This is a genomic window from Halomicroarcula saliterrae, assembly GCF_031624395.1.
In the GTDB taxonomy this organism is placed as follows: Archaea; Halobacteriota; Halobacteria; order Halobacteriales; family Haloarculaceae; genus Haloarcula; species Haloarcula saliterrae.
On record NZ_JAMQON010000006.1, the window covers coordinates 171,196 to 193,164 of the forward strand.

At 61.1% G+C, this 21,969-nt stretch carries 19 protein-coding genes; 12 read left to right on the top strand and 7 right to left on the bottom strand.

Going from position 1 to position 21,969, the window contains the following annotated elements; all coding sequences use genetic code 11:
• Window positions 1–204 precede the first annotated feature (204 nt).
• Both NDI56_RS18765 and NDI56_RS18770 read left to right on the top strand, forming a co-directional pair.
• Complete coding sequence (locus NDI56_RS18765) at window positions 205–450, top strand: sulfurtransferase TusA family protein (protein ID WP_310921265.1); 246 nt, start codon at window positions 205–207, stop codon at window positions 448–450.
• Window position 451: 1 nt separating this feature from the next.
• Window positions 452–1,024: a DsrE/DsrF/DrsH-like family protein gene (locus NDI56_RS18770; protein ID WP_310921267.1), complete on the top strand. Its 573-nt coding sequence runs from the start codon at window positions 452–454 to the stop codon at window positions 1,022–1,024.
• Window positions 1,025–1,303: 279 nt separating this feature from the next.
• Here the strand turns inward: NDI56_RS18770 and NDI56_RS18775 are convergent, their stop codons facing one another.
• Window positions 1,304–2,449: an MBL fold metallo-hydrolase gene (locus NDI56_RS18775; protein WP_310921268.1), complete on the bottom strand. Its 1,146-nt coding sequence runs from the start codon at window positions 2,447–2,449 to the stop codon at window positions 1,304–1,306.
• Between the two features lie 267 nt (window positions 2,450–2,716).
• On the opposite strand from NDI56_RS18775, the gene NDI56_RS18780 reads away from it, so the two are divergent.
• Window positions 2,717–3,976 (top strand): tyrosine-type recombinase/integrase, encoded by a 1,260-nt coding sequence (locus NDI56_RS18780; RefSeq protein WP_310921269.1) that lies wholly within the window; start codon window positions 2,717–2,719, stop codon window positions 3,974–3,976.
• Between the two features lie 124 nt (window positions 3,977–4,100).
• Here NDI56_RS18780 and NDI56_RS18785 read toward each other — a convergent pair whose 3' ends face one another.
• Window positions 4,101–5,018 carry an NAD-dependent epimerase/dehydratase family protein gene (locus NDI56_RS18785; RefSeq protein ID WP_310921270.1) on the bottom strand — a complete coding sequence of 306 codons (918 nt, stop codon included), beginning with the start codon at window positions 5,016–5,018 and terminating at the stop codon, window positions 4,101–4,103.
• Between the two features lie 325 nt (window positions 5,019–5,343).
• Between NDI56_RS18785 and mce the strand changes: the two genes are divergently transcribed.
• Window positions 5,344–5,727, top strand: coding sequence for a methylmalonyl-CoA epimerase (gene mce / locus NDI56_RS18790; protein ID WP_310921271.1), 384 nt, complete (start codon window positions 5,344–5,346; stop codon window positions 5,725–5,727).
• Between the two features lie 18 nt (window positions 5,728–5,745).
• Here the strand turns inward: mce and NDI56_RS18795 are convergent, their stop codons facing one another.
• Together NDI56_RS18795 and NDI56_RS18800 are read right to left on the bottom strand one after the other, a co-directional pair.
• Window positions 5,746–6,198: an NUDIX hydrolase gene (locus tag NDI56_RS18795; RefSeq protein ID WP_310921273.1), complete on the bottom strand. Its 453-nt coding sequence runs from the start codon at window positions 6,196–6,198 to the stop codon at window positions 5,746–5,748.
• Between the two features lie 135 nt (window positions 6,199–6,333).
• Window positions 6,334–8,409 (bottom strand): hypothetical protein, encoded by a 2,076-nt coding sequence (locus NDI56_RS18800; protein WP_310921275.1) that lies wholly within the window; start codon window positions 8,407–8,409, stop codon window positions 6,334–6,336.
• 121 nt (window positions 8,410–8,530) lie between these two features.
• Here NDI56_RS18800 and NDI56_RS18805 point away from each other — a divergent pair, with 121 nt between their 5' ends.
• The 6 genes from NDI56_RS18805 (at window position 8,531) to NDI56_RS18830 (ending at window position 14,686) form a co-directional block, all read left to right on the top strand.
• Window positions 8,531–9,955 (top strand): DUF58 domain-containing protein, encoded by a 1,425-nt coding sequence (locus NDI56_RS18805; RefSeq protein WP_310921276.1) that lies wholly within the window; start codon window positions 8,531–8,533, stop codon window positions 9,953–9,955.
• Entirely contained in the window at window positions 9,952–10,473 is a 522-nt protein-coding gene (locus NDI56_RS18810) for a DUF8163 family membrane protein (protein WP_310921278.1), read from the top strand. The genes NDI56_RS18805 and NDI56_RS18810 overlap by 4 nt, the downstream gene beginning before the upstream one ends.
• A gap of 106 nt (window positions 10,474–10,579) precedes the next feature.
• The gene (locus tag NDI56_RS18815; RefSeq protein WP_310921280.1) at window positions 10,580–11,434 is read left to right on the top strand and encodes a DUF7982 domain-containing protein; all 855 of its coding nucleotides are present in this window, start codon (window positions 10,580–10,582) and stop codon (window positions 11,432–11,434) included.
• A gap of 70 nt (window positions 11,435–11,504) precedes the next feature.
• The gene (locus NDI56_RS18820) at window positions 11,505–12,533 is read left to right on the top strand and encodes a DUF1616 domain-containing protein (RefSeq protein WP_310921281.1); all 1,029 of its coding nucleotides are present in this window, start codon (window positions 11,505–11,507) and stop codon (window positions 12,531–12,533) included.
• A 38-nt stretch (window positions 12,534–12,571) separates the two neighbouring features.
• Window positions 12,572–13,099 carry a metal-dependent hydrolase gene (locus tag NDI56_RS18825; protein WP_310921282.1) on the top strand — a complete coding sequence of 176 codons (528 nt, stop codon included), beginning with the start codon at window positions 12,572–12,574 and terminating at the stop codon, window positions 13,097–13,099.
• Between the two features lie 285 nt (window positions 13,100–13,384).
• Window positions 13,385–14,686 carry a hypothetical protein gene (locus NDI56_RS18830; RefSeq protein ID WP_310921283.1) on the top strand — a complete coding sequence of 434 codons (1,302 nt, stop codon included), beginning with the start codon at window positions 13,385–13,387 and terminating at the stop codon, window positions 14,684–14,686.
• 30 nt (window positions 14,687–14,716) lie between these two features.
• Here the strand turns inward: NDI56_RS18830 and NDI56_RS18835 are convergent, their stop codons facing one another.
• Window positions 14,717–15,931 (bottom strand): sulfatase-like hydrolase/transferase, encoded by a 1,215-nt coding sequence (locus NDI56_RS18835; protein ID WP_310921285.1) that lies wholly within the window; start codon window positions 15,929–15,931, stop codon window positions 14,717–14,719.
• A 266-nt stretch (window positions 15,932–16,197) separates the two neighbouring features.
• On the opposite strand from NDI56_RS18835, the gene NDI56_RS18840 reads away from it, so the two are divergent.
• Window positions 16,198–17,118, top strand: coding sequence for an alkaline phosphatase family protein (locus tag NDI56_RS18840; protein WP_310921286.1), 921 nt, complete (start codon window positions 16,198–16,200; stop codon window positions 17,116–17,118).
• Window positions 17,119–17,147: 29 nt separating this feature from the next.
• On the opposite strand, the gene NDI56_RS18845 is transcribed toward NDI56_RS18840, so the two are convergent.
• Together NDI56_RS18845 and NDI56_RS18850 are read right to left on the bottom strand one after the other, a co-directional pair.
• Window positions 17,148–18,668 (bottom strand): flippase, encoded by a 1,521-nt coding sequence (locus NDI56_RS18845; RefSeq protein WP_310921288.1) that lies wholly within the window; start codon window positions 18,666–18,668, stop codon window positions 17,148–17,150.
• Between the two features lie 195 nt (window positions 18,669–18,863).
• Window positions 18,864–19,967 carry a sulfatase-like hydrolase/transferase gene (locus NDI56_RS18850; protein ID WP_310921290.1) on the bottom strand — a complete coding sequence of 368 codons (1,104 nt, stop codon included), beginning with the start codon at window positions 19,965–19,967 and terminating at the stop codon, window positions 18,864–18,866.
• 63 nt (window positions 19,968–20,030) lie between these two features.
• On the opposite strand from NDI56_RS18850, the gene NDI56_RS18855 reads away from it, so the two are divergent.
• Window positions 20,031–21,779 carry a hypothetical protein gene (locus NDI56_RS18855; RefSeq protein WP_310921291.1) on the top strand — a complete coding sequence of 583 codons (1,749 nt, stop codon included), beginning with the start codon at window positions 20,031–20,033 and terminating at the stop codon, window positions 21,777–21,779.
• Window positions 21,780–21,969: the final 190 nt, after the last annotated feature.

Genomic DNA, 21,969 nt, shown 5'->3' on the forward strand with positions numbered 1-21,969 from the left:
ATAGAAATTCCAAATATACACAATACTAGGCTGGTCGAGTATCGCTCTAGAATTGGATATCGGGGCTGTGAGGTCTAAAAATCGAATTATGAACTCTCTCAGTCGTATAGATAGTGCTCGGTTGGTACAATAATCGGCATTCTTTTAACCACTGGCACAATATTGTACAGTAGCTCCAATACAGTAGCTGGAGTCCTTCCAACAATGAGTGACGCATTCGACATCGCGGAGACGCTCGACGTCAAAGGTGCATCGTGCCCAATGCCGGTCGTCAAGACCAAGCAGGCGATAGACGACCTCGCCGAGGGGTCGGTACTGGAGGTCCTCGCGACTGACAGCGGCAGCATGAGCGACATCGATGGGTGGGCCGAAGGGACTAGTGGCGTGGAACTGCTCGAACAGGTCGAAGACGGCGACGTGTACAAACACTACGTCGAGAAGACGGCCTAACATGAGCACAGACACAGCTTCGACCGGCGACGGCGAGTCGATGAGCGAAGCGCAGCTGCAGGCTCGCATCGAGGAACTGGAGGAGGCCGTCGCCGACTTAGAGGTCGACGACGACCAGATGAAGATGACCATCGTCGCGACGCAAGGGACGTTCGACATGGCGTATCCGCCGCTCATCCTCGCCAGCACCGCGGCCGCGTTCGGCTGGGACGTGGTCGTGTTCCACACGTTCTGGGGACTTGATATCCTCCACGAGGAGAAGTCTCAGAGCCTCCAGCTGTCGGCCGTCGGTAACCCGAACATGCCGATGCCGAACGCGCTGGCGGCGCTGCCCGGCATGGACCGGATGGCGACGCGCATGATGGAAAAGCGCATCGACGACAACGGGACGGCGACGATCGGCGAACTCATCGAGCTATCGCTGGACCAGGGCGTCGAACTGCAGGCCTGCCAGATGACCATCGAGCTGATGGACTACGACGAGGACGACTTCTACGACGACGTCACCGTCGGCGTCGGCGCCGCCACGGCGCTCCAGCACATGGCCGAGTCCGACGTCCAACTGCTCGTCTGAGCGGCTGCAGCCACCGACTGATTTTCCGCGGGACTGAAACCCAACGCACGGCTCTGGCGGATAGACCGGATAACGGGCCTTTCTTCCGTCGTCGAACGGGCGACAGCGGTACACTGCTGCAGTATCGTCTCGAACTCGAATTCGTCGCCCCGGACTGCGGCAGTTCCTCACCTACCGCTTCGACCGCGTCTTCGTCAGTAGTGCACAACAGCAGCCGCCCAGTTGGTTGAGCGACCGCTCGACTGCTGGGGGTCGACACGACCCCAGACGTCACACGACTCACGCTGCACAGTTGTTCGGACCGAGTTCGAGTTCCGTCGCCTCCCCTTCCTCGACAGTCTCGTCGCCGGTGTTGATGGCGATGATTGTCTCGTAGTTCGGCGGCTTCTCGGGAGCGCTCTCAGTTAGCTGGTCGACGAACGCTTCCCGGTCGAGGCCGAGGAGGTCGAGTTCTTTGCGGAGTCCCCCGAGCCGGGCCTCGATAGGGGCACCCGGCGACCCGGTCTCGTAGTGGCCGTCGCTCGTGACGGCGAGGTGGCCCGGCAGGATCGTCGTGTCGTCCGGGAGGCCGAGTATCGTCTCGTGGAGCGAGTCGTACAGCAGTTCCGCGCCACGCGAGGCGTCGTCCTCGCCGAACTGGAGTTCCGTCCGCCCGACGGCGTCGACGAACAGCGTATCACCGGTCAGCAAGACCTCGCCGTCGACGAGGTAGTTCATCATCTCCGACGTGTGTCCCGGCGTGTGAAGCGCCTCGATTTCGATGTCACCGACTTCGACGACGTCTCCATCTGACAGCGGTTCGTGCGCGTACTCGACCCCACGTTCACCGGCCTCTTCGCCCAGATAATAGGAGATGCCGACCTCGTCGGCGAGCGCTGGAGTTCCGGAAATGTGGTCCGCGTGGACGTGTGTATCGAGAGCACGCGAAATCGAGAGCCCGGCGTCCTGCGCGGCGACTTTGAATCGGTCAGTCTGTCTCGTCGCATCGACCACGACCGCGTCGCCCGTCTCTTTCGAGCCGATGATATAGCCCAGACAGCCCTTTGCTCGGCGCTGGACCTGCCGCACCACGAGGTCGTCGGTAGTCGTCTCTATGGGGACGACCTCGTAGAGCTTGCTCCACTCTTCCATCCCGCCGCTGACCACTGAGACATCGTCGTACCCGTGCTCGTCGAGCTCGAACGCGAACGGTGTCGATGTCAAGCCTTTCCCGCAGATAGCGACGACAGGTCGGCCGTCGACCGATGCGTTCACCTCGCTCAGTCGCGCTTCGCTCATCCCCTCCTCGGGGTCGTACGGAACGTTCGCCGCATCTCGCACATGCCAGGCCCCGTAGCTGTCGCCAGGACGCGTGTCGATGAGCGTGAACTGTTCGTCGGCGTCGATTCTGTCCGCGAGCTGTTCGGCAGTGATTTTTTCGACCATCGTATCTCACTCCGTGGTGTCTTTCATCGTTCGCTGGCCGTGGCCAGCGCCGTTCTGCTCGCCGATGGCTGTCTTGTGACCGTTCGTAACAGCGCATCTAGGGGTACGCTCCCTCTGCTCAAGAATTGTGGTGCGACCGGGAAAAGATATAGCGCTATGCGATTCATCCAATTTTATGCTCTGTATGCATATCTCCTGTTGGATAGGGAGACTGCGACGGTCACAAAGTCCAACAGATATTTTAGACCGCTTACTGTATCGCTGTCTATGCCGAAATCGGCCGATTCACACACCCGGAGCAACCCCTCCTGGACGCTGCTGGACCGCGACGGGCTCGTGGACGCCTACTGGGACGCCGTCGCGCCCGCGATGCGAGCGGACGGCCTCGACCCCGAGACCGACCAGCCGACCTACGACTGGCTCAACGACAACGGCTTCCGTCGCTTCATCTACACTCTTCAGGAGCACCACGACACTACGGTCACGGAGTTCTGGGAGCAGGAGCTCGGACTCGAATCCCGGGGATACGAGTGGGCAGTCGACCACGAAGACACCGTCGACGCGCTCGAACGCTATCTCGACCGCCAGCAACAGCGCAAGTCCTGGAGCGAGTCCACCGTCGACGCCCACCGAAGTCGACTCGGCCGGTACGTCCGGGCCTACGCTGCCGTGAACGAGACCGACGACCTCATCTCTCCAGTCGCCCGGGAGTCGGCTGTCCCGGCCCACGAGGCCGTCGACGCCTGCTGGGCGACTTTCGATGCCCTGGACGAGGCGGTCGCTCGCGAGACGCTTCGCCGTATCTACATCACGGTCTCGGACTGGTACACAACGCTGGTCAGCCGGCGTGAGGCCGCACTGAACCCCACGGACGGACTGGATTACAACTGGAGCGGTGACGACGCCGGGCCGACGTCGAACCCACCGCTGGGTCCGGCCCACGTCACAGCGCTGTTCGACGCCACTACCGAGACGCGTGAGCGGCTCCTCGTCGTGGCACTCTGTGGGTGGGGACTGCGCTCCGGGGAGGTCGCCGCACTCCACGCCGACCAGCTGGTCCTCGACGACGACGCCCCCCGCATCGAGTTCGAGAGCCGCAAGAACGGTCCGGGGTCGGTCGCGCTCATCTACGGGCAGGGTGTCGTGGAAGACCGGATACGAGAGTGTGCCGACGAGACGGACTGGAGTGGCTATCTGTTCCCGTCGCCTCGGTCGGCCAGCGGCCACCGGACCGGCGGGACGATTCGGAACTGGTTCGACGAGCTCGCTCACCGAGCCGATATCCCCGACGAAATCGGCGGTCGCAAGCCAGTGCCCCAGATGGCCCGGCGGTTCTGGTACGACCGCTACTCCTCGACCGTGGAGGAACTGGTCGAACACCAGATACAGGCGGTCGCCGAGGAACAGGGCAGCGCATCGGCCAGCGTGGTCTGGGACGACTACCTCTCCGAGGACCGGCGTCGGGAGCTCCGACGAGAGTTCATGCGAGAGAAGCTCTCTGACGCCTTCGATAGCGGCGGGACCTGAAAACTGGCACCGTCGTCTCACCCGCGAGGTCGTGCGTATCGGTGCCTGTCGTCGGGCTCGGCCGCCTCTCCGGCGGTGCGCAGTGTCGCGAGTTCCCGTACACCCCGAAACGTACGGTCTGTCGCTACTTGTACTGCTGGCAGACGCGCTCTATTCCCGTCTCGAAGTCGATACTGGGCTCCCAGCCCGTCGCCTCGCGGATCTTCGACGAGTCCGCACAGGTATCGTGGACGTAGACGTCCTCTGGAATCGGGTTCTCGACGTAGGTCGGTTCGACGTCGGTCCCCAGCTCGTCGTTTATCATCTCGACGACGGTGTTGAAGCTGTAGCGCTCGCCGGTGCCGAGGTTGTAGATACCGGTGAGCCCGTGCTCGGCCGTCTGTTCGATACCACGGACGATATCGGACACGTGGGTGAAATCGCGGGTCTGTTCGCCGTCGCCGTAGAGCTTCGGCTGGTTCCCCTGGGCGATGTCGTCGGCGAACTGCGCGATGACGTTCGCGTACTCGCCCTTGTGTTCCTCGGCGCCGCCGTAGCCCTGATAGACGGAGAAGAACCTGAGCCCCGCCATGTTCATGTCGTAGTGGTTGGCGAAGTACTCGCCGTACCGCTCCCGGGCCAGTTTCGACGCTTCGTAGCCGGTGTTGGTCTCGACGGCCATGTCCTCCGGCGACGGGTTCGTCCGGCTCCCGTAGATGGACGAGGTAGTCGCGTAGACGACGGTGTCACAGCCGTCCTGCCGGGCCTGGTCCACGGTGTTGACGAACCCCTCGACGTTGACGCGGGCGCCCTTCGTCGGGTTGTCCTCGTGCATGGCGTAGGACGACAGCGCGGCCAGGTGGACGACCACGTCGACGTCGGTCGGGAGGTCGTCGTCGAGGACGCTCTGTTCCCTGAATTCGACTTCTCTGTTCAGATTCTCCGGCGTCCCGAGGTAGCCGTCGTCTAGCGCGACGACGTCGTTGTCGGCGGCCAGCGTGTTCGCGAAGTTCGCCCCGATGAATCCGGCTCCGCCGGTGATGAGGATCCGCTGATTTTCCATATGGGAGATACAGGATAGGATTATAACTGCTTGGCGGTTTATTTTTTAATCAAAAACCGGATAGATAGTTCCACACTGGACTCTCTGCGGACCCGCTCGTCGTATCCGACAGCCGAAGAAACGGTTCATTCTGGCGGAGCTTCCGAGCCCAACCGGCCGATTCGACGGGGAGTGAATCATACGGTTATCGACGGCCTCCTCCGGTCGGAGTACCCCGGCTACGACGCGTGGCGGTCGCGGCTGAGCCTCGCCGACTGAGCGGGCCGGAGTCGGTGTCGGGATTTCGATACTGTTATTTCCTGTCGGATATCCGAACGTGACAGTGATGCAATTCGACCACGCGGGTCTCGCGACCGACGACGTAGCGGAGTTGAGCCAGCAGTTCGCCGCGCTGTTCGAGGTCGATATCGTTCACGAGGAGACGTTCGACGGGATGAAAATCGCGTTTCTCGACTTCGGCAACGGGTACTTCGAGCTGCTCGAACCGATGGATTCGGGCCCCATCAGCCGACATCTCGAACGAAACGGCCCCGGGATCCACCATCTCGCCGTCGAGACCGAAGACCTCGAATCAGCCCTCGCGCGGGCTCGCGATGCCGGTGTCGAACTCATCGACGAACGACCCCGCGAGGGGGCGTGGGGCCACAGCGTCGCGTTCCTCCATCCGAGAGACACGGGCGGCATCCTGCTGGAGTTCGTCGAACACTGAGTTCGGCGTCGACCGCTATCACGGCGCCCGCAGGTCGGCCAGATTCCGTACCATCGCTCGGACCTGTGGCAGAGTCTCCGGCGGCAACTCTTCCGGTGACAGCCACTGATAGCCGCGAATCCCCTCACAGTCGTTGGGCTCGGGCGGCTCAGTGACCGCACACTCGAAGATGGTGTACATGGAAACGACGTTCGGTCGCGAGGCGTGTACGTACGGAAACCGCCTGAGTGGCGACCCGAGGACGGACTCACACTGCAGTTCTTCCCGAAGTTCGCGACGCAGCGCTGCCCGAGGTGTCTCCCCGGGTTCTACCCCCCCGCCCGGCAGCGTCCAGAACGCTTTGCCGTCCCCGTGGCGCTCTTCGAGCAACAACACGGCGTTCGAGCTGGTCACGAGCCCCTTGACGCCCTGTCGAACTCGGCGTTCGCCGGGCAGAAACTGCGTGGTTCCCGTCTCTTGGTTCGTCTCCATGCGGTGTATAACTCCGTGCAATTATGTCTCGGTCTGCGATGAAATAACTTCTCCCTTGGAGTAAATGCATGTTATATGTAACCACACCACAGTGTGGCGGTCCGGGTTCGACAGCTCCCCGTCGATACGGGCCGGTCAGCGGGATTCCTCGTCGACCACTGTCGTCGCTGCATCGATAGCGTCGACCGCCCCGTCGTACGTGATACTGCCCTTGAACGACGCCCGTTCGTAGGCCACCGACACGTCCGACAGGGCCGACAGCCTGTCGGACTCCAGTCGTTTGTGGCAGGCGGTCACAAACTCTCGGTGGGTGAGCGCGTCGGGGAGGTCCGCTTCGTGTGCCAGACGACTGCGGACGGCGCTGTAGGCGGCCACGGCAGCCATCTCGGGCTCGTTGCTCGAAAGGGTCGAACGGGCCAGGTCGAGCCACTCGCGACTGTACTCGACCGTGTCGTCGTCAGTCGAAGGGACCTCGGGTTCGACGGCTTCCGGTGTCGGCTCTGCCGTGTCGGTATCACGGCGGGACCAGACCACCAGGGCGCCGATGAGGACCAGAAGGAACCCGCCCCCGACTCCCTCCAGTAGCGTTATCTCGTCGTCTACCAGACCGGCCAGTGTCGCCCCGATGCCGCCGGAACTGCCCGGCACCTGCACAATCGTCTCGGACTCGCTTCCATCGAGGTTCGTCCCGGTCCCGGTAAAGGTCGCCGTCACGAGTAGCTCCCCGGCGCTGAAACTGGCGTTGTTCGAGCCCTCGGCTACCTGTAACTGGAAGTACCCCGTCCGGTTCGTGGTGACCGTGCTCTGGAAATCGCCAAACGCAACCCGTACGGACTGGTTCGCGATCGACGCCCCCGCCGCTGTGGTCAGTCGGCCCCGCATCGTCACTGCCTCACCGGCCGTCACCACACCGACCGATAGCGCCGTCTCCGTCGGCGTCACGTTGATGGCGGTCGCCGTCTCGGCGGGGCCGACAGCGAGGTCCGAACGGGACTGTGTCACCCGGAGCGTCGTTTCGCCGGTCGCCAGGGACGCCGGCACCCGTTGACTGATTGTGCTCGTACCGTTCCCGGTGGTGACGGTGCCGACCGTGGTCGTCCCGAGCGTCTGTGTCACCGGCAACGAGGGGACGGGTCGTCCGCCGGCAGTCGCGGTGAGACGCGTCGAGACCGCCTCACCGTAGCCGACCGACTGTGGCGTCCCCGTCGTCGATAACGTCAGTGGGACCTGCGTGACGTTCGCCGAGACGTTCGCCCGTGCACCGAAGTAGCCCAGCGACGACCGCGGGACGTACTGGACCCGGACTGTCGTCGCGTTCGCCGGGATACTGACCGGTCGATACCGGACGGTGAACGACCCCGAGGCGTTCGTCGTGGTCCGGTACAGCCGGTTCCCGACCCTGAGCCGGACCCGCTGGTCGTCGACGGGCTCCCCCCTGTCCGTCGACAGTTGTCCGGTTATCGCCATCGGGTCGGTGAACGACACGTCCGTGCCGTTCGTTTCGACGTCCAGGGTCGTCCCGACGAACGACTCCGCCCGAACTGTCTCCTGTTCCCGACTGACCGTCCGAGCGACCGACCTGACCTCCGTCCGTAGCTCGTCCGTCTCGGTCCCGGTCCGGGCTTCGAGGGTCCTGTACTGGGCCCTGAGCGATTCGTTCTGGGCCCGCGTGGCGTTGGCTAACCGCTCTAAGTCGCGGGCGTACTCGCGGGCCCCGGACTCGTTCCCCCGTGCGCGAGCGCCCCGGTACTGCCGCAGGGTCGTGGTGTAGGTCGCAGTCGTGTTCGTAAACTCCCGCTGACTGGCGCCCAGCGCTCGCAGCGTCGCGACCGTGCGGTCGTCGGTCTGGTTGCCGGTTTCGTTAGCTACCTCGCTGTAGCGCCGCAGGTCGCTGGCGTACCCCGCACCGAGAGCCGAGCGGGCGGAGTCGAACCGCTCCGCCGAGAGGTCGCGTGTGCTCTGGCGTAACTTATCGAAGAGGGACCGTTCGAGATATCCACGCAGCCGCTGTACGTCACCCTGCTCTGACACCGACCCGGGACGTTCCTGACTCACTGTCGCGTTCGAGCCGTCTCCCGGAGTCGCTTGCTGGGCCGACGGGCCCGGCTGCACGTCGGCGCCACCAGCGACCCCGGGAGCGGTGGCGACGAGTGAGCCCACGACGAGAAGAGACAGAAAGAGAGAGGAGAGGGTTCGTTCTGAGCGGTCCATAGTTGAATTCTTTACGCGAGGGTTTGAAAATTCTCCGTCTCGGCGTCGCCCTCGCGAACGCCGTCGCTGGTGAGTCCGTCTCCCGATGACTTAACTTCCAGCTCTCCGTGACTGTAATCAGATGCAGGTGACACGCCGATACTGGACGGCGGTGGCGCTGGTGGCCTCGCTAGCGGTGTGGGCCGTCGTGCTCGAACGCCAGCTGCTACTCCTCGGTGCCGTGGCCCTCGCCAGTTGGCTGCTGACCCGTCAGTATCGGTTCGTTCGCACGACCCGCTCCGTGGTCGGGGCACTGGATGTCACACAGCGTATCGAAGACACACGCGTGGCCGCGGGCAGGGAGACGGTCGGAGAGCTCTCGGTACAGGCCGAGGAGGGTATCCGGTCCGGTGTCGTCGTCGAGACGACACCCCCGGCCGGTGGTGACGGGGCGGGCGCGCGCGTGTCTCTGAAACCGGGGTCACAGCGGGCCAGCGGTTCCTTCGAGCTTCAGTGGCCCGTTGCGGGGTCGTTCACCGTCCCCCGGCCGACGGCGCAGTTCCGGGACTCGCTCGGACTGTTCGGACAGCGCGTGCCAGTGGGGACGGAATCGGCGGTCACAGTCGAGCCGCGGGCACCGCGTGACCTGTTCATCGGAGAGCGTGACAAACGGGTACCGGCGGGCCTTGGCGAACACGAGACGGAGCAAAGCGGCAGTGGGCTCACGCCGGCGGAGATACGCAAATACCAGCCCGGGGACACCCCACGCCGGATCGACTGGAACGCCACCGCCCGTCGCAACGAGCTGTACGTCCGCGAGTTCGAGACCGAATCGGAGCTGTCGACGCTCCTGGTTTTCGACCACCGAGCGACGATGGGGACCGGACGCGACCGGGAGACGAAGCTCGATTACGCCCGGCAGGTGGCCCTCGCAGTCGTGGGAGACATCCGCGAGCGAGGCGACGCGCTGGGGTGGTACGCCGTCGGCGACCGCGGTCTGACCGAGACGTTCGCGCCGAGTCCGGCCACGAACCAACACCGGCTAATCACGGAGCGGCTGCGGTCGCTGGAACCGACCGTCGCGGAGTCCGAGGGACAGTCAGACTGGACGGACCCGGCACAGGCCCGACAGACCGCGACCCGGCTGGACGGCGAGACGGCGTTCGATAGCAAACTGAAGCCGTTCCTGTCGGACACGAACGCCTACGTCAAACGGTTCGCCGACCAGCCGCTCTTTGGCGGCCTCCGGACGGCCGAGACCCGTATCCACGGCGACCTCCGAACGATACTTGTCACCGACGACCGGAACCAGACCGAGCTCCGGGAGACGGTCCGGAACGCCCGACGGGGGAACGGGGAGGTCGTGGTCTTTCTGACCCCGTCAGTGCTGTTCGAGGCGCAGTCGTTAGCCGACGTCGACGACGCCTACCGACGGTATCAGGCCTTCGAGGACTTCCGGGAGGAACTCGGCTCGCTATCGAGAGTCACCGTGTTCGAGGTCAGCCCCACCGAGCGACTTTCGACCGTCCTCGCTGCCGACGACAGTGAGCGGGGGGTACCACAGTGACACCGGCACCGGCTGATTCGGAGGCGAGTTCGTCGAACTCCACCCGGTTGGACGCCTTGCGCTGGTCGTCGTGGCGGGGGTGGGCCGACCTCGTCGTTCTGGTGGCCGTGCTGGTGACCTTCTGGGACCTCGGCGGGCTCTTCGGGGCCTTCGGCTGGCTCCTCGTCGTCGCGGCCTGGGCGGTGGTTCCGCGGACCGTCGCGTTCGTCATCGGCCAGTTCGTTCTGGTCGTGCTCGCCCCGCCGGGTCTCCCACTGACGGCAGTCGCGCCCGGGGCGGCGGCGCTTATCGCGCTGCTCCTGATCGACTTGCGCTCGGAGTCTCGACCGCTCTTCGGCACGGTCGTGTTTCTGGGGTTCGCGGCCTTGCTGGGTGTCCTCACGGGCGGGCTCGCCCGCTCCGTCGGACTCCTCGCGGCCGCTGGTACTCTGCTGGCTGCCGTCGGGCTCCTCGCGTACCTGTTACATCGCTACTCGCTCTTGCCCGTCGAGTCGGCGTCGACCGCGACGGAACCGTGACCGGACTCCGGTCGGTGGAGGGTGTTTTCTTCGACGACCGAAAGCGACACAATAATCAGGACGCGCTCTCCAGAGCCGTGTAACCGGGCGCCAGCTCCCACCACAAATGAGCACCAAGGGCCACGCCACCGAAGCGACCGACGACGAACACTCCCGTGAGGAGCTGCGCACACAACTCGAACTCCTGGCCGAGGAAAACGAGCGGCTCCACGAATCGTACGTGCAGGCCAAGACGACACAGTACCGCCAGACAGCTATCGGACTCTGTCTCGTCGGCGTCCTGGCAGTCGGCGGCGCAGTACTCCTCCCGAACGCGCGCGACGTCCTCGTTGCCCTCGCGGGTATCGGACTGTTCGGCGCTGTTCTCACCTACTACCTCACCCCGGCGACGTTCGTCTCCGCGGAGGTCGGCAGGGACATCTACTCGGTGTTTGCCGGCAACGAGGCGGCGCTGGTCTCGGAGCTGGGCCTGTCGGACGAGCGCGTCTACGTCCCGGTACGGAACGGTGACGAGGTCCGGTTGTTCGTCCCGCAGCGGTGGCCCTACGTCCTACCGGAGGAACGCGAGCTGTCCGGGACTATCGTGGTCCCCGAGGGCGACGCCACGCGCGGACTGGCGCTGGAACCCAGTGGGGGTCGCCTCTTGACAGCCGTGGAGGACGCCGTCAGCGGCGCGCTGGCCACCGAGCCCACGACCCTCACCGACCAGCTCTCCGACGCCGTGGTCGAGCAGTTCGAGATAGCCGAACACATCTCGAAGGGGACGGACACCGACGACGGGACCATTACGGTCGCCGTCCGCGGGTCCGTCTACGGCAAGCCGACGCAGTTCGACCACCCGATAGCGTCCCTCCTCGCCGTGGGTCTGGCGTCCGGCCTCGGCGAACCGGTGTCCCTCGACGTGAACGAGGCCACTGACAACGAGGATACGTTCTTCGTCACCTGTAGCTGGGACGAGTAGCACGGAGCGGGTTGGGGTTAGACGGTCAGGACCACGACATTTATATCTGGGACCTACCTCTTCAAGGAAAATGAGTCGGCTGCGAAATATATGGTTGCTCGTCCCGCGGCCACTCGCACGGGTCCCGGCCGACCTGGCAGCAGTCGGCGTGCTGGTACTCGCCACCAACGTACTGGTGTTTCTCCCAGTACTCCGGGACACTCCACTTCGCGTACTCGTCGGCATTCCACTGGTGCTGTTCGCGCCCGGATACGCCCTACTCGCGGCCCTGTTTCCCGAATCGGGACTGGAAAAATCGTCCGTGAGAGACGACAGCGAACCCAAGCTGGACTCCCCAGCGGAGGGCGTCAGCATCGGGGGACTGGAGCGGGTGGCCCTATCGCTGGGACTGAGTATCGCCGTCGTGGCGCTCGCGGGGCTGTTGTTGAACTACACCCCGTGGGGAATCAGGTCAGTACCCATCATGGTCGCTCTCTCCGGATTTACGCTATCGTTCACCGGTATCGCCGTCCGTCGCCGGTGGGTGATACCGGAAGCGGACCGGTTTCGGGTTCCGTACCGAGACTGGTACGCGCGTGCCCGAGCGGAATTCGTCGCTCCCGACTCACAGACCGACCTCGTCCTCAACGTGGGGCTCGTGGTGAGCGTGTTACTGTTAGCCACGAGCGTCGGATACGCCGTCTCCGTCCCACAGGAGGGCGAATCCTTCTCGGAGTTCTATCTGGTCACGGAGAACGAGTCCGGGCAACTGGTCGCCGACGACTATCCCACCGAGTTCGACCGCGGCCAGCCGCGGTCGCTGGTAGTGGGCATCAGCAACAACGAACACGAGCAGACGTCGTACACAGTCATCGTCCAGTTACAGCGTGTCACGCGGTTGGACAACGAGACCCGCATAGACGAATCGACGCAGCTGGCTCGGTACCAACCCACGCTGGCACACAACGAGACGTGGACACGACAACACTCGGTCGCCCCGGAGACGACCGGCAGTGGCCTCCGGCTCCGGTATCTGCTCTACCGCGGTCAGGTCGACGAGCCTATCGACCGCTCGGCCGCCTATCGAAAACTCCACCTCTGGGTGGACGTGACTCAGTAGACACATATTTTTATTTGCGGTGTCGAGAAGTGGTATAAATGAGGCCGGTAGAGCACTTCGCCGTCGCTGTGATTCCAGTCCTCGTATACACCGTTGTTCGTCACCGCCGGCTCCCGTCCGGGCCGGGACTGCTACTGGTCTTGCTCGCGTCCCAGCTGCCCGACATCATCGACAAACCGCTCGCCTGGACGTTCGGTATCATTCCCAGCGGGCGCATGCTGGCACACTCCGTGGTGGTCGCCGTCCCGATTCTCGTCGTGGGCACTGCCATCGCCGCCAGAAAAGGGGCTGGGCGTCGCGCCGTCCTGTTCAGTCTCGTCTATCTCGCACACATCGCGGGCGATTTCTATCAGCTACTCTGGAAGGGTCGGGACGCGTACTTTTATCCGAACCTGTTCTGGCCGCTGATGGAAGCGAATCCGGACCTGAACCCGTCCTTCGCGGCGAACGCTCCGCCGAACGATATGTTCATACTGGTTTCGCTAGTGGTCTTCCCGCTGGTGGTACTGTACGGACTCGTCCACGTGGTTCTGTCCCGCCGACAGAATGGCGATTGGCACAGCTAGGGACTGAAGAGAAAGCCCGACTGTCTGTCCCGGTGTTTTCACGAGCGGGAACTACTCCAGAACGTCTCGACTCGATGTCCGATAAATACTGTCTGGTCCGGTATTTAGGGGCTCTCAGCACGTCTTTACCGATGGCAGGTAGTTACCGCGTGGTAACACGATGGGGTGATGTTGATTATTAGCCACCACGTACTTATGTCGAGAATTCCCCTAATACTATCCACGTCCGCAGTCGTAATATGGTAGTCTCAGTGCCAGAATCTGCCCTCCGGACTCGATAGCTATATGTCAAAAGATAGCGAGCCGACGAAAGAAGAGCTCGAAGCGAGGATTGCGGCGCTCGAACGGATAGTCGAGCGAGCGTTGCCGAGCCGGCGACAGGTACTCAAAGGCCTCGGCGTTCTTGGTGCAGGCGGGATATCGCTCGCAGCAAGCGGTTCGGCGGGTGCTTCCACGGGAGACGCGACACAGATCGGTACCCCCTCCGATAGACCGACCATCTACGCGGACGACATCGACGCGAACGCTCTCACTGTCGATACCGTCGAGAGCCACATCGACAACGGGACGAGAATCGTCCACGACGTATCTGAACTCCAGCGGACGCTAAACGATGCGGCCGATGCCGCCTCCGCGGACAGGCCACAGGCGGTCCATCTCGTCCCCGACAGGGTCTACGATATCACGGAGACGATAACCGTGCCCAGATTCGTCACTCTGTACAGTAACGCAGCTATCTTGCGCGTTCAAGAAGACAGAGACATCATCCGTATGGACGGAGGGAGCAGACAGGACGGTGTCTTGAAAATCAAGGTTCACGACTCGGTCAACTACAGTTCGGACGCGTTGAAGATATCCGCAGTCAGTTCACCCACAACACCGATTGCCAGGGCAGAATCAAACGTCGTTATCGGCGGTCCAGTGACCGTCGTCGGGTCCCGAAGCGGTGGCGCCGGCCTGGTTCTAGAAGGCGGTGACACATCCGGAAAGTACGTCACGCACTGCTATCTCAACGTGGTTACGATTGCCGGATTCGACATCGGAATCGATGCTCGATCAGGTGCCAAAGGTAACGGATTTCTCAACAGCAACAAAGTTCCGAACTGTACCTTCCTGTTCTGCAACACGGCGATTCGACACACGGGAGCGTCCGAAGCGAAGGTACTGATCGGTGGGCACATTCAGGGCAGCAACGTCGATATCGGAGTCGATTCGTCAGATGCCGACGTCCCGATTACTGGCGGGTCAGTTCGATTTGACGGTCACTTCGAGGACGTTCACCAGACCAGATATCCCGTCCGCGGAGGCGATATGAAAATCACGACGAGGGGTGGCATTTCGAACTGGAACAGCGACGGTCAGAACTGGTCCGGGTTGGGGCTTGGCACCACTATCGACGGGTTCGGCTACGAAAGCTCGGACGCCGTGGAACCGCACCCGCGTAACTGGCGTCCCGGAGACATGGTAATCTTTCAGAACACTGCTGACGGCAGCGGCAGCGGGCTCTACGTACGGACCGCACAGTGGCAGATGGCAAAAATCAGTGATGCGCCGCCACAGCCAAACAACAACAGTCTCTTCGAGTAGCGCAGAACGACAGGCCCGCTGGGTGTCGGGTTACCGGTATCCGAGCGCTTCGAGCTGGTCCTGTACCATCGCCGACGCCTCGCCCTCGATATCCATGTCGTCCCAGCTGTCCGGAAGCTGTGCCACTAGCCGCTCCATGGTTTCCTCCGATAGCGTGTCGAACGTCTCGCCACCGGCGTCTTTCACTGTCGCGCCCAGCGTGATATCTCTCGTCTGAGAGCGAATCACCTTCTCGTTCCCCTGATATACCGCTTTTCGTTCCGTTCCGTACCGGGTCGCCTCACAGACGGTCGAGCGGTCCGACGGAATCCCCTCGAACCAGCTGACACCGTCGAACGTCGGGTCCGTGATACCCACGCCGTCACAGATTGTGCGTGGGATATCCCTGCCGTTAGGCAAGCCGGCAAACGTCGGGCCGTCGCGTGACGGATGATGCACCGCTAGTGGCACTCGGGCGATCTCATCCAGCGGTGTGCCCCCGTGTCCGACACCGTAGTTCGGGCGCGAATCCGCGAACTGCTTGTCGAGTTCGTGGTTCTCCCACATGGCTTCGCCGTGGTCACCGACGACGACAACGAGCGTGTCGTCCAAGATTTCAGAGAGGTGTGATTCGAGGGTGTCCTCTACGTAGTCGAGCGCCGCTTGGTAGAGTCGGAGTCGTTGTTCGCGCCACTGAGGCGGTGCAGCACTGTAGTCCTCGGTGTACTTGTCCAGTTCGGCCAGTCCTTCGAGGGACGTATCGACGTCTCGGTTTCGGACGTACTCCTCCGGTGGCTCTATCGGGGCGTGCAGGTCACCGAGCTGCAGGTAGGCGTAGCTCAGCTCCCGATTGCGCCGCCAGCTTCGGTAGTCGGAGAGCACCGTTTCGGCGGGCGCGTCCCCGTAGACACGGTGGGACTGGTACCAGCCGTTGAGCGCGAGATACGGTGTGATGAACGCACTCCCGAGGTACGTCTCGTACCCCGCCGCTTCGAGCACCGCGGGGAGAGTCTCGGTGCCACCGTACTGCTTTGGAATGGCGAACGACTCGTCGTCCGGGTGCGTGTGCGCGACGGCGCCGTGTTCGTGCGGTGGGAGGCCAGTCTGCATCGACGTGACCGACGGAAACGTCCACGTCCCGGGAGCGACGGCTCTGGTGAAATCCAGCTGTAGGAGGTCCGGCGCAAAATCCGGTCGCAGCGCGTCGATAACCAGCACGACAACGTGGTCCGGTGCGTCGGGACCGGCCGTGGGCGACGCTGTCACCTCGTTCTGGTGCTTTTTGTCCGCCTGGCGCGAGAGATATCGATAGTACAGCGGACCGAAGTGAGTTTGCAAGTCTAACGGAGCCTTCTTCTGGGCTTTCCGAGCTAACTCGGTTATACGAGACATTCTCTCTAAAATTACGAAGGACCTCCGTCGTATTTATCGATGGCTACTTCGATGCGCTACTGGTAGTTTTTATTATATGTTTGCCCCTCTAAATTTAACTTCTATGGGGGAGATTGTACCGAAGTGAGGGAATCAGAAGTATGTATATCGTCCAATGGCTCCGGGAAAGCAAGGTGCGCATCCGACAGGACGGGATGACCGGTGCGAAGCGTTCATTGCAGCCAGTCAAGAACAAACTGATATCTCTGGGGGACGTTCTCACAGACTCCGGACGACCGATTTACGAGTTCGACTGGGACCTCCTCGTTATCCTCGACGCCTGTCGACTAGATCTGATGCGGGAAGTGGCAGACGAATACGAGTGGATCGAGGACCTCGGGTCGATACGGTCCGTCAACAGCGCGACCGCCGCCTGGATGCGGGATACGTTTGTCCAGTCGTATCGTGAAGAGATGGCTGAAACGTCGTACGTCTGTGGGAACCCGTTCAGCGAAAGCCAGTTACGGGCGGGCGATTTTGCGGAACTTGCCGAGATATGGCAGTCCGCATGGGTGGAACCGGGAACGGTACCCCCAGAGGCGATTACCGACGAGACTATTCGGCGGATGCGTGATTCCGATACCGAGCGCGTCATCGCTCACTACATGCAGCCCCACTGTCCGTTCCTCGACGCTGACGACCTGAGCAAAGGGAAGGAACTGGACAATTTCGGCGATCAGGAGTGGCGAGATGTCTGGGAGAAACTGTCCGACGGGTCTCTGGAGAAGCAGGAAGTTTGGGAGGGGTATCGGCATAACCTGCGCGCCGGACTCGACGAAGTCGAGACGCTCCTGAACAACGTCGATGCTGACCGCGTAATCGTGACATCGGATCACGGCAACGCACTCGGGGAGTGGACGGTGTACGGGCACCCGGGCGATATGCCGTTCGATTGCCTCCGAACCGTTCCCTGGATAGAGACAGACGCGACCGACAGCAAGACTAGAGACCCCGAGGATTGGACTGCCAACGAAGCCGATGCCGGACGGACGGAGCAACTGCATGCACTGGGGTACCGCTGACACTGGGTTGCGTTCCCTCTAGAAACGGGCTACATGAACCGTTGCACCGGTTCGAGGTCGATCCCCGTACGTTCTGCAACTCGGTCGAGGAGCTCTCTATCTGTCGAATCGAGGCTTTTGGTCCCGACCGTCGAGATGAGGGCGACGAGTCCGAACAGCGCACCGATGCCACACAGCGCGAGCAGACTGTATTCGTTCCCGCGAGTCACGTATCGGACTCCTACTGCGAAGACGACCGTCACTACGGCGGGTTTGAAATTGTTGAACGCGAACGGATGGATTCCCAAGAGTCGATAGATGATAGCGACTTCCACGACGTTGTACACGACGTAGCCGACGACAGTCGCGAACGCTGCACCGGTAATCCCGTAGCGAGGGATGAGATAGAGATTGAGAGCCACGTTGACCACGAGGCCAGCTAGAGCCGAGCCCAACTCTATTTCGGTCCGGTCCATCGCTTTCACGATATCACCGTCTAGCCCGACCATTGCACGAAAGGACTGTCCAGCGACCAACACAGCGAGTGCCGGCGCAGCAGGGAGATAGGCCACACCGAACAGCGTGCGAACGACATCCTCGGCAAACAGCGAAAAGACGAGCACTATCGGGAGTGTCCCGATTATCAGCCATTTAGTCGAAACGGAGTAGAACGACCCCAGTCCCGAGATATCGCCTTCCTCGTAGTACTGCGTCGCTGTCGGTAAGAAGAGGAACGTAAACGCGGTCATGAGCAGCGTGGAAATCTGTTGGAGTGGCTGTATCGCCCGGTAAAACCCGACTTGGCTCGACTCGAGGAAGTATCCGATCATCAGGATATCGAAATACGAGAGAAACGTGAAGATGTACGTGCTCATCGCGAGCGGCAGCGAAAACCGTCCGAGACGGCCAAGTATCTCTTTTCTGGGACGAAACGTGACGATGTCCGACACCGGATACTGGTCCCGCAAAAAAAAGAGCGCAGAGACGGTGATCAACAACGGCAGGCCGATCCAGTACCCGATAGCCGCGTTGGTCGGCATCCCCAGATACAGCGCGCTACCCAAGAACGCAAAAGGAATCAGCCGGCCGAAGATGTCTCGTGAGAGCACAGCAGCGAGAGACCGCTCTTCGGCTCGTAGTGCGTTGAACACGATGCCTCTGACGATCAGTAGTAGCACGAGCGGGGCGAAGACGACGAGGTAGCTACTCACGAGAGAGTCGTCCACAAACGTCGCGATGAGTTCCCGCGTCATCAGAAGCCCCGCGCCGAGCAATACGCCGGAGAACACTGCCAGAACGAATCCGTGCTGGAGAATCCGGAGTTTGTCTGACCGTTCCGTCTCGGCCGACATGAGGCGGGTCACTCCATCCTGGAGACCGAAGTTTCCGATGCGGCCACAAAGGAGCGTAATCGTGTATGCCAGCGCGAGTGACCCGTACGTCTCTGGGGGCAGAGACCGGACGATGAGCGCTTCTCCGAGGAGACCGAGGGCCTTCCCAAAGACCAATCCGACGAAAACGACCGCTGAGCTTTTAAGAAGGTCACCGATTTTATTTTCGAGCTTCCCCACAGTTGAATTCGGCCTCAACTCTGTGATGGCGGTACAAATGTACTTTGTTTTTGTATGAGAGAACAGATACAATCAGGACCAGAGCGAGTATCGCGATTGATATGACCACCCAGGCCCGAGAGCGTCGTCTGAGTACGACCGACCCGGTGTGGCGTCTACGAGGGTGGCTGATGCGCCCGATACCACAATGAGACGTTATTCGAAGTAGCCCAGATTCCGAAGTGTCTCCTTTACATCGCCCGAGGTTTCGGTTCGGATATCGATTTCGGGTTCGACTGTTCCTGTGTCTCTCGCAGTTGTCTCGGCCCACGGGACCTTTCGTAGCGCAGGGTGTAGTATCCCGACACCGTGGTCGTGGAGGCCGAACTCACCGAAAAGTTCACCATGGTCGGCTGTAATCACGACTTTCTGTGCGGAGAAGTTCTCCAGTAGTCGAGCCACCTCGTCGAGCACGTATCGGAGGTTATCCAGATACTCCGCCCAGATTCTGTCCTTGTCACCACCGTTGCGTAGCTCTTCCAATGGTTTCGCCTGCCAGTCATCGAGAGATGATTGGGAACGGTTGGCGAGATACGGCGCGTGCGGTTGCATGTAGTGGACGATCGTTTTCGTCGGGGATTCGGCCCGTCCGACTCTGATGGTGTAGTCTGTCACGTCTTCAGCGTACGGCGTGTGACCGTGTTCGTGGCGGTCCGACAGGTCCCAGATTCGGTGACACGAGTCCAGATCGTCCGAATCGACCACGTCGCGACTGACGAGGGGAGCGAGCCACCGTTGTGTGCTCATCCACGTCCCCTGGGTCGCGCCCCACTCTGTCCAGTCCGGCTCCTCATCGAGGACGTCCGCAGCGAACCCGTTCGCAGTGATGTACGTAGTCTCGGATATCTGGTCGCTGTACCTCTCCTGAAACGTGTTCGCTATCCATTCTTTGGATGTCGAACCGACCGACCAGATAGCGCCTACATCGCCGATGAAATCGTACTCCGCCCGCACCGCTTCGAGCGCATCGACACGACAACAGTCCAGTACGACAAGTAGGTCCCAGTCGCGGTCGTACACGTTCGTTCCAAGCTGCCACTGCTTGGTCGCTGCCAGGGATCCGAAGGCGCAGAATCCGTACAGTTCCTTTGCCAAGCTATCAGTTCCGAGCTCCATCAGTTGATTTAGAGTACAGCGTAAAGAATTTTTATTCTTCTCGTTGATATAACAAGAGATATTTATATCCACTAATCGATAAATTTTTGTTCGATAGATAGTGTAATAATATTCAGCTAATGTTCCGGGCGCGATTCTTGCCATTTATACATCATGAATATTCGTGAGAAAATCTTGTTGACAATAGGGCTAAACGCGCTCTCAGCCATGGCGATAGCCGCTGTACTGAACCCGGCTACAGGGTACGAACTATCAATTTACGCCGGTACGCCGGTCGTCTTCTGGGCTGGGCTCGCAGTTGCAGTCTGTGTCGGCATTGGTGGGGCAACATCGCTTCGAAAGCGCTCTACACAGTATCTGTCAGCTGCCATCGCCATCGGTGCTATCATGCTCTTTGTCTCTCTCCCGTTCGTTCGCGATTACTACTACTTCGGGCAAGAAGACGCCCTGCAACACCTCGGCTGGGTCCGTGAAATACTGCTCACGGGCTCGTTCAACGCAGACCCCTATCCAGGTATCCACGTTCTAGCAACCTTCCTCAACTTGGTAACTGGAGTATCGCCGTCCAGAAGCCTGCTTCTGGTTCCACCTGCCACGTTCCTCCTGTATGTCGTGTCGCTGCCGCTGCTGGCCGACTACTTCGTCGATACTGAAAGGGCCAATCTCCGACCTCTCGCGCTGCTTTCCGGGTGTCTCATACCGACCATTACAGCAGTGATGATTCCTCGGATGCAACCGATCGCTACGGTCGGAGCGATGCATATCACTCCGATAGTCATCTGGGCAACACTGAACGCCATCTCGTCGAATCGGTCGCAGTACACGTCCTTTTTCATCTGTATTGTAGTTCTACAGGGGTCGCTCGTCCTCTACCATCCACAGTACATGCTCGTATTACTCGCGATTACGAGCGTTTATACGCTCGGCATCGTCGCTTCAGATATCGTCTCCAAGGGGAGTAAAATCAGGCCTCACCCACGGTATCTCATTCCCGGGGTCGTAATACCGGGTGTAGTGTTGTCGTACGATCTGATCAAGAGTCAGTTTTTCAGCGGTGCCAGTGAGACGCTACTCACGCGGTACGGAAGTGGAGGCATCTCGACTGCCGACCCGTCCGGTTCGGGCCTCTCAGAAGTCGGTGGTAGCGCACTGACGCTGTTTGTCCGCTCACTGTCGGTCAAACTCGCGATCGGGCTCGTAGGGGTGCTAACTGTGGCCATCTCTATTTATAAGATCGGGCGCGCCCTGTGGCACGGGTCTTCGATAATCGACGAGATATCCGCCGCTCATGGCCGACAGCTTCTGTTGCTACTCGGGTGCGTCCCTGTAGCGGGGCTGGGTCTAGTGTATCTGGTTGCCGGGGACCTCCCGCAGGTCGTTCGCTACTTCTCTTTCATAACCGGGTTGGGCACAGTTTTCGTCTCGATACGATTAGTCGATATCAGTGGGAAAGTCGACCGACAGACCTTCGGCGCTATCGCTTCCGTCCTCCTCATAGTGGGTGTGGCGGGTGCTGTTCCAGCGACGTTCAATTCGCCGTACCTGTTCAAACCGACACAACAGGTAACTGAATCCCAGATGTCCGGCTACGACTGGACCTTCAACACAGCTGCTGATAAACCAACCTTCGCGACGGATACCGATGTCGGGCGTCACTACCGAGCGACCAGAGGGAACAGTCGGTATCGGAAGTGGCGTGGTTCGGATATGAGTCAGGGATTCAGTGTTCGAGGCGGCGGGTTGGTCGGACCACATTTCAACTCTCAGAACCTTTCGGAGGCTGCAGGCTCCGAGGGAATATATCTCATTACAACAGACTTTTCGAGGCAGCAACAGCTATCGTTATATAAAGGACTCGTATTCAACGAGTCGGACTACCGGTATCTACAGAGCTCTGAAAATATCTCCTGCATCTACGACAACGGTGATTTTCGAGAGTATCAGGTCCGCAATTGACTGTGGCCCTGCCGGGGTGCAGCAAATCCCTTTCGCCGACCCGTACGAGAAATCTATCGTGAGTTCGGGACCGTCACACTCTTCTTGGAACGGGCGGGCCTGAGTTATCGTCTGTTAGTGAACCCGACTGGATGATTCAGCGCCTTCGTGATAGATGGCCGATATTGGAACAGCCAGAGGCGGTGAAATG

Coding starts and splice junctions, on each gene's coding strand:
- NDI56_RS18830 (WP_310921283.1), top strand. CDS start 13,385: ATGTCAAAAGATAGCGAGCCGACGAAAGAAGAGCTCGAAGCGAGGATT.
- NDI56_RS18765 (WP_310921265.1), top strand. CDS start 205: ATGAGTGACGCATTCGACATCGCGGAGACGCTCGACGTCAAAGGTGCA.
- NDI56_RS18805 (WP_310921276.1), top strand. CDS start 8,531: ATGCAGGTGACACGCCGATACTGGACGGCGGTGGCGCTGGTGGCCTCG.
- NDI56_RS18785 (WP_310921270.1), bottom strand. CDS start 5,018: ATGGAAAATCAGCGGATCCTCATCACCGGCGGAGCCGGATTCATCGGG.
- NDI56_RS18825 (WP_310921282.1), top strand. CDS start 12,572: ATGAGGCCGGTAGAGCACTTCGCCGTCGCTGTGATTCCAGTCCTCGTA.
- NDI56_RS18800 (WP_310921275.1), bottom strand. CDS start 8,409: ATGGACCGCTCAGAACGAACCCTCTCCTCTCTCTTTCTGTCTCTTCTC.
- NDI56_RS18795 (WP_310921273.1), bottom strand. CDS start 6,198: ATGGAGACGAACCAAGAGACGGGAACCACGCAGTTTCTGCCCGGCGAA.
- NDI56_RS18820 (WP_310921281.1), top strand. CDS start 11,505: ATGAGTCGGCTGCGAAATATATGGTTGCTCGTCCCGCGGCCACTCGCA.
- NDI56_RS18770 (WP_310921267.1), top strand. CDS start 452: ATGAGCACAGACACAGCTTCGACCGGCGACGGCGAGTCGATGAGCGAA.
- NDI56_RS18775 (WP_310921268.1), bottom strand. CDS start 2,449: ATGGTCGAAAAAATCACTGCCGAACAGCTCGCGGACAGAATCGACGCC.
- NDI56_RS18780 (WP_310921269.1), top strand. CDS start 2,717: ATGCCGAAATCGGCCGATTCACACACCCGGAGCAACCCCTCCTGGACG.
- mce (WP_310921271.1), top strand. CDS start 5,344: ATGCAATTCGACCACGCGGGTCTCGCGACCGACGACGTAGCGGAGTTG.
- NDI56_RS18815 (WP_310921280.1), top strand. CDS start 10,580: ATGAGCACCAAGGGCCACGCCACCGAAGCGACCGACGACGAACACTCC.
- NDI56_RS18840 (WP_310921286.1), top strand. CDS start 16,198: ATGTATATCGTCCAATGGCTCCGGGAAAGCAAGGTGCGCATCCGACAG.
- NDI56_RS18850 (WP_310921290.1), bottom strand. CDS start 19,967: ATGGCAAGAATCGCGCCCGGAACATTAGCTGAATATTATTACACTATC.
- NDI56_RS18855 (WP_310921291.1), top strand. CDS start 20,031: ATGGCGATAGCCGCTGTACTGAACCCGGCTACAGGGTACGAACTATCA.